The organism is Cryobacterium sp. 10I1, assembly GCF_035019805.1.
Classification (GTDB): Bacteria; Actinomycetota; Actinomycetes; order Actinomycetales; family Microbacteriaceae; genus Cryobacterium; species Cryobacterium glucosi.
Genome location: NZ_JASJVF010000183.1, coordinates 1 through 6,717 on the forward strand (window position 1 = coordinate 1; position 6,717 = coordinate 6,717).

General features: G+C 69.3%; 7 protein-coding genes and 1 pseudogene. 6 read left to right on the top strand and 2 right to left on the bottom strand.

The window, feature by feature from the left end; translation table 11 throughout:
- Nucleotides 1-555, bottom strand: a pseudogene (locus QN345_RS13915) (hypothetical protein); the annotation flags it as partial.
- 203 nt (nt 556-758) lie between these two features.
- On the opposite strand from QN345_RS13915, the gene QN345_RS13920 reads away from it, so the two are divergent.
- Nucleotides 759-1,457, top strand: coding sequence for an ABC transporter ATP-binding protein (locus QN345_RS13920; RefSeq protein WP_322136585.1), 699 nt, complete (start codon nt 759-761; stop codon nt 1,455-1,457).
- On the top strand, nt 1,454-2,746 hold the full coding sequence (locus QN345_RS13925) for an ABC transporter permease (RefSeq protein WP_322136584.1): 1,293 nt from the start codon (nt 1,454-1,456) through the stop codon (nt 2,744-2,746). Before QN345_RS13920 ends, QN345_RS13925 begins: the two co-directional genes overlap by 4 nt.
- An 11-nt stretch (nt 2,747-2,757) precedes the next feature.
- On the opposite strand, the gene QN345_RS13930 is transcribed toward QN345_RS13925, so the two are convergent.
- Nucleotides 2,758-3,474, bottom strand: coding sequence for a TetR/AcrR family transcriptional regulator (locus QN345_RS13930; RefSeq protein WP_322136583.1), 717 nt, complete (start codon nt 3,472-3,474; stop codon nt 2,758-2,760).
- A gap of 69 nt (nt 3,475-3,543) precedes the next feature.
- Between QN345_RS13930 and QN345_RS13935 the strand changes: the two genes are divergently transcribed.
- From QN345_RS13935 to QN345_RS13950, 4 genes are all read left to right on the top strand, one after another.
- Complete coding sequence (locus QN345_RS13935) at nt 3,544-4,560, top strand: ATP-binding cassette domain-containing protein (protein WP_322137363.1); 1,017 nt, start codon at nt 3,544-3,546, stop codon at nt 4,558-4,560.
- The gene (locus QN345_RS13940; RefSeq protein WP_322136582.1) at nt 4,557-5,387 is read left to right on the top strand and encodes an ABC transporter permease; all 831 of its coding nucleotides are present in this window, start codon (nt 4,557-4,559) and stop codon (nt 5,385-5,387) included. Before QN345_RS13935 ends, QN345_RS13940 begins: the two co-directional genes overlap by 4 nt.
- An 81-nt stretch (nt 5,388-5,468) precedes the next feature.
- Nucleotides 5,469-5,912: a VOC family protein gene (locus QN345_RS13945; protein WP_322136581.1), complete on the top strand. Its 444-nt coding sequence runs from the start codon at nt 5,469-5,471 to the stop codon at nt 5,910-5,912.
- Entirely contained in the window at nt 5,905-6,609 is a 705-nt protein-coding gene (locus tag QN345_RS13950; protein ID WP_322136580.1) for a GyrI-like domain-containing protein, read from the top strand. Before QN345_RS13945 ends, QN345_RS13950 begins: the two co-directional genes overlap by 8 nt.
- The last annotated feature ends 108 nt before the right edge of the window (nt 6,610-6,717 follow it).

A 6,717-nucleotide genomic window follows, 5' to 3' on the forward strand; every position in this document is an offset into this window, starting at 1 on the left:
CGCCCTGCTCGCGGGAGTAGCGGGCGAGGCGGGGGAGGGCGACTCCTCCGCCATGCGCTTCCTGGCGCGTTCGGTGATCGCCATGATGTATGCGCGGCGCGACCGCATCGCGTCCCCCGCAGCACCGGCGAAGGCGATGACCGCCGCATACTGCACCACGCGGGCGTCGAGCAGTTCGGCCGTTGTGACGGCGAGGCTCGTGCCGACGAGCGTGGCCGCGGCGATCGCCGTGGCGATGAGCGTCGTGCGCCGGTCGGTGCGGATGGCGACGTTCCAGACCGCGATCGCCGTCGCGAGGGAGAACGCCGGATTGAGCACGCCGAGGGCGCCGGCGAGCACGAACAGGGCGACGCACGCCGCGAGTGCCGGCAGCGGCCAGCGGCGGCGCGGCAGCAGCACGATGACCGCTGCGAGGGCGATCAGCACGCCGGTGGGGCTCGACGCGACTCTGGCGTACTGGCCGGCCGGCACGAACGCGCTTCCCAGAACGGCGAGGCTGACCAGCACGTCGGCGGCCCAGCGCGGCACGTGCGCATGGCTGTACATCGAGGTCATCTTTCAAGGATGCCCCCTGCACCGGGCTGCGGCATCCTCCCGTGGGAGGAGGGGTCGTACCGCGCCCGCGGTACGGCAGGTTGCTGCCGCAGGAGGATGCCCCGCGCGACGGATGCCGCGACGCTGGGACAGTGCCGACTCGCGGCATCCGCCACGCCCGGCCCGGCGCACCCAGAGCGCCACAGCACACGGAGGAAAACACGATGTCCCACCCCATCCTCGCCGCCTACGACCTGAAGAAGTCGTATGGTCGCGGCCAGAACCGATTCGACGCGTTGAAGGGGGTCACCCTGGAGATCTTCGCCGGCGAATCGGTCGCCATCGTCGGGAAGAGCGGCTCGGGCAAGTCCACCCTGATGCACTTGCTCGCCCTGCTCGACAAGCCGAGCACCGGCACCGTGCAGCTCGGCGGCAGCGACACCTCGACCCTGAGGGGCAAGCGCCTCAACGAGACGCGCAACAAGACCTTCGGGTTCGTCTTCCAGCAGTTCTTCCTCACGCCGGGGGCGTCCGTGCTCGAGAACGTCGTGTTGCCGCTCAAGATCGCCGGGGTCGGTTCCCGAGGTCGCAAGCTGCGCGGCCACGCGGCGCTCGAACGCCTCGAGCTCGACGACAAGGCGAGGAGCAAGGCCAACGCACTCTCCGGCGGCCAGAAGCAGCGAGCGGTGATCGCACGCGCCCTGGTCAACGATCCGCGGATCATCTTCGCCGACGAACCCACCGGCAACCTCGACAGTGCCACCGGCACGATCGTCGAGGACATCCTTTTCGGGCTCAACCGCGACCAGGGCATCACGCTGATCATCGTGACCCACGACGAGGACCTCGCCGCCCGCTGCGACCGACGGATCTACATTCGCGACGGCCTCGTCGTCGCCGAGGAAGCCCGGGTCGCAGCATGAGGGCCATCGACGTCGTCGGCTCGGCCATCGGCAACAGCTTCCGCAGCCGCCTCCGCACCACCCTCACCGTGCTCGCGATCTTCATCGGCGCGTTCACGCTCACCATCACAAACGGCCTCGGCACAGGGATCAACGCCTACATCACCGACACCGTCGCATCCATCGGCGCGAACGACGTGCTCACGGTGACGAAGGTGTCGGCGGATGCGACAGCGACCGGCCCGCAGGAATACTCGGCAGACCAGATCACCAGCCGCGCCGCGGCGGGACCGGGCAGCACGACGGTCGCCGCGATCACGTCCACGGACCTCACCACGATCGCCGCCATCGACGGGGTCACCTCCGTCGAGCCGAGCCTCTCGGCCACCCCGGACTACGTGACGACGGGCAGCAGCAAGAAATACCGGCTCGGGCTCGGCAGCTTCGTCACCGGGACGACCCTGCAGCTGTCCGCGGGCGCCCAGCTCGACCCGGCATCGTCAGAGCTGCAGATCGCGCTGCCGGTGTCGTTCGTCGCACCGCTCGGGTTCGCGAGCGACGCGGATGCGATCGGCACCACCGTGCAGATCGGCATCACGTCTGCCGCGGGAACGTCGAGCGTCATCGATGCGACCGTCGTCGGGGTCTCGGAAGCGGGACTCGGAGCGACAGGGAACGCGACCGCCAATGCGGCGCTCACGACCGCGCTCTACGAAGCGCAGAGTGTCGGACGCAGCGCGACCGCGAAGGACAGCTACGCCCAGGCCGTCGTGCACTTCGACGCGAACGCCTCGGCGAGCGAGGTCACCGCGCTCCAGGCCCGCTTCACCGACGCCGGTTTCACCGCCAAGACGGTCGCCGACCAGATCGGCACCTTCAAGTCGGTGATCGATGCGATCGTGCTCGTGCTCAACGCGTTCGCCGTGATCGCCCTGCTCGCCGCGAGCTTCGGCATCGTCAACACGCTCCTGATGAGCGTGCAGGAGCGCACCCGCGAGATCGGCCTGATGAAGGCGATGGGTATGGGCGCCGGCCGGATCTTCGGCCTGTTCAGCATCGAGGCCGCGTTCATCGGCTTCCTCGGCAGCGCGATCGGCGCCGGCATCGCCATGATCGTGGGCACCGTCGTGAGCCGCGCGCTCTCAACCAGGCTGTTCGCCGACCTGCCCGGCCTCCAGCTGATCTCGTTCACTCCGGCGTCGATCATCACGATCATCCTGATCGTGATGGGCATCGCGTTCCTCGCCGGCACCCTGCCGGCCTGGCGCGCCGCGCGGCAGGACCCGATCGGGTCCCTCCGCTACGAGTAGCGCGCTCGCGGCTACAGGCCCTGCTCGACCATGGTGACGACGCGGCCGATGAGCGCCTCTGTCGCGGCGGCGGGCAGGGCGCGGAGCGGGCCGTCGAGCAGGAGCGAGGCGAGGCCGTGCACCGCAGACCAGGCCAGGAACTCGGCGCCCGGTCGGCGCTCGGCGGGGAGAACCCCGGTGGTCACGAGGTCGTCGAGCGCCTCGCCGAGCAGTTGGAACGGGGTCAGCCCGCGCGCACCGGCCCGTGCAGCGCTCGTCGCGCTCTCGAGGTCGGACGAGGCTGTGAACGCGGTGCGGAAAAGCCCCGGTTCGGCCAGGGCGAAACGCAGGTAACCGGTGCCGACGGCGCGGAACCGGAGCCGGGCCGTCGCCGCGGTGAGGGCCGGGGCCGGCGCCGGAGCGGCATCCGCCTGGGCGATTGCGGGCGCGGCGGATGCCGCGGGCGGGGCTGGGAGCGCCGCCTGCCCGTCCTCGATCGCGCGGGCGACGCCGGACTGGCACTCCGAGCAGACCGCCTCGAGGAGCGCACTCCGGTCGGCGAAGTGACGGTAGGCGGCGTTCGGGGTGACCCCGGCACGGCGAGTCGCCTCGCGGAGCACGACGGCGGACGGGCCGCCGGACCGGGCGAGCTCGAGGCCGGCGTCGATCAGGGCACGCCTCAGGTCGCCGTGTCGGTAGGTCGTGCGACCATGGCCTTCGGTGGCTGAATCGGTGTTCGTGGTTGTCAAAGTGAGGCCGCCTCGTTACGCTGGATCCACAATGTGTACAACGTCCACAATACCGCGGGGATGAACACGATGACGATCATCGAGGCCACGGGCCTGACCAAGACCTACCGCTCCAAGAGCGGGCCGGTGCATGCGCTCGCCGGGCTCGACCTCTCGGTGCCGCGGGGCAGCGTCAAGGCCCTGCTCGGTCCGAACGGCGCAGGCAAGACCACCGTCGTGAAGATGCTCACGACGCTGATCCGGCCGGACTCCGGAACAGCGTTCGTCGACGGCATCGACGTCGTCGCCGACCCGAAGGCCGTGCGCCGGATCATCGGGGTGTCCGGCCAGTACTCGGCCGTCGACGAGAACCTGACCGGCTTCGAGAACCTCGAGATGGTCGGCCGGCTCTACCACCTCGGTGCGAGCGAGTCCCGGCGTCGCGCCCAGGAACTCATCGATCTCTTCGAGCTCACCGCGGCAGGCAACCGACCGGTCAAGGGGTTCTCCGGCGGCATGCGCCGGCGGATCGACCTCGCGGGCGCGCTCGTGATCAACCCCAAGGTGCTCTTCCTCGACGAGCCGACCACCGGGCTCGACCCGCGTAGTCGCATCGCGCTCTGGAACGTGATCAAGCGGCTCGTCGCCGACGGCACGACCGTGCTGCTCACGACCCAGTACCTCGAGGAGGCCGACCAGCTCGCCGACGACATCGTCGTGGTCGACGACGGCCGGGTCATCGCCGAGGGCACCTCCGATCAGCTCAAGGCGCAGATCGGCGGCCACCGCCTCGAAGTCGCGCTCGTCGACGCCGGCGCCGGCGCGAGCGAGGCGGCTCGCGGCATCCTCGCCCGCTTCGGCGACGGCGAACCGAGCGTCACGAGCGACGGCCGCGGCCTCGAGGTCGCGGTGACCGACGGCCCGCGCGCGCTGCAGCTCGTGCTCGCGGCACTCGGGGACGCCGGCATCGAGCTGCACGACGCCGGCATGCGCCGTCCGACGCTCGACGACGTGTTCCTCAAGCTCACCGGGCACAAGGCCGACAAGGCGCATGGCGCAGCGGATGACGACGCCCTCGACTCGAAGGAGGCGGTGAAGACCCGATGAGCGCGATTTCCACGACCCTGCCGAGCTGGAACCCGTTCTCGCTCTGGTACTCCGACGGCTGGACCGTCACCAAGCGCAACCTCATCAAGATCAAGCGCTCCCCGGACATGCTCGTCTTCGCCGTGATCCAGCCGGTCATGTTCGTGTTGCTCTTCAGCCAGGTCTACGGCGGGGCGATTCAGGTGCAGGGCACCGACTACACCCAGTTCCTGATGGCGGGCATCTTCGCCCAGACCGTCGTGTTCGGGTCGACGTTCTCCGGTTCTGCGATGGCGCTCGACCTCAAGGAGGGCATCATCGACCGGTTCCGCAGCCTGCCGATGAGCTCGTCCGCGGTGCTGATCGGCCGCACGAACAGCGACCTCGTGCTCAACACCATCTCGATGGTCATCATGATGGCCACCGGCCTCGCCGTCGGCTGGCGGGTGAACTCCTCGCCGGCCGAGTTCCTGGCCGGCGTCGGGCTGTTGCTCCTGTTCAGCTACGCGTTCAGCTGGCTGATGGCGCTGCTCGGAATGAGCGTGAAGAGCCCCGAGGTGATCAATAACGCCTCGTTCCTCATCCTGTTCCCGCTCACCTTCGTCTCGAACGCCTTCGTGCCGAGCGACACCCTGCCGACCCCGCTGCGGATCTTCGCGGAGTGGAACCCGGTCTCCTCGCTCGTGCAGGCGGCACGGCAGCTCTTCGGCAACGAGGGCACCGCGCCCGTGCCCGACATCTGGACCATGCAGCACCCGATCCAGACGGTGCTGATCGGCATCACCGTCATGCTCGTCGTGTTCGTGCCGCTCTGCATCCGCAAGTTCGCGTCGATCAGTTCGCGGTAACGTGACACGACCGGCGTGATCCAGCGACTCACCTGTTCCACCGACTAACCTGTTCCATCCGTTCGAGCAAGGGAGTTCGACATGACTGACTCAGAGACCGGAACGGCGACAACCGACCGGGGCATCGGCATCCTCGACGTGTTCAGCGGTTTCGCTGTCCCCGACATCGAGGCCGCCCGCGCCTTCTACGGCGGCACGCTCGGACTCGAGGTGACCGACGGCGGGATGGGACTGCTGCGCATCGAGTTGCCCGGCGGGGCGCACGTGATCGTCTATCCGAAGGCCGACCACGCGCCGGCGACGTACACGATGCTCAACCTTGCTGTCGGCAACATCGACGCCGCCGTCGACACGCTCATGGCCCGCGGGGTGGTCTTCGAACGGTACGAGGGCTCGCCCCAGGACGAGAAGGGCATCATGCGCGGGTACGGACCGACGATTGCCTGGTTCACTGACCCGGCCGGCAACATCCTCTCGGTGCTCGAAGATTCGGTGCTGGAGGAGTCGGCACAGCCCGATGAGTGACGAGGTACCGTTCACGACCGACCGGCGCACCGGTCAGTTGCGTGCGCCGCGGAACACCGCACCGCGGGTGACGGGACCGTACGACGTGAAGCGGGAGGACAAGCCCCTGTATGCGCCGACGAACCGCGACTGGGAGCTGATCGAGGTTCCCGTGCAACGGTTCATCGCGGTCGACGGACGCGGCGACCCGAACGTCGCGCCCGCATACACCGAGGCCGTCGAGGCGCTTTATGCCGTTGCGTACGCGATCAAGTTCGCGGCCAAGCGCGGCCTCGGGCGTGACCTCGTCGTCGCCCCGCTCGAAGGACTCTGGTACGCCGATGACCCGGCCGGCTATGCCGCGTTCGCGGCCGGCGACAAGGCCTCCTGGAGCTGGACGATGCTGATCAGCCAGCCCGAGTGGGTGACGGATGCCGCAATCGACGAGGCCGTGACGGCGACCAGGGCGAAGAAGAAGCTTCCGGCCCTCGCGAGCGTGCGCATCGAGTCCCTCGACGAGGGCCTCTGCGCTCAGCTGCTGCACGTCGGACCCTACGAAGACGAGGGGCCGGCACTCGCGCGGCTGCACGGGGAGTTCCTGGCCCAGCATGGTCTGCGCCCGAACGGGCTGCACCACGAGGTCTACCTCGGCGACCCGCGGCGAAGCGCCCCGGACAAGCTCAAGACCGTCCTCCGGCAGCCGGTCGCGCCCGCCTGAGCCCGACATCCGCTGCGCTGCCGAGATCGCGCGCCAGTTGCGCCGCTTCGCGCCAGCCGCGTCGGTCCGCGCGCCAGTTGCGCCGCTTCGCGCCACGCGTGCCTGGCG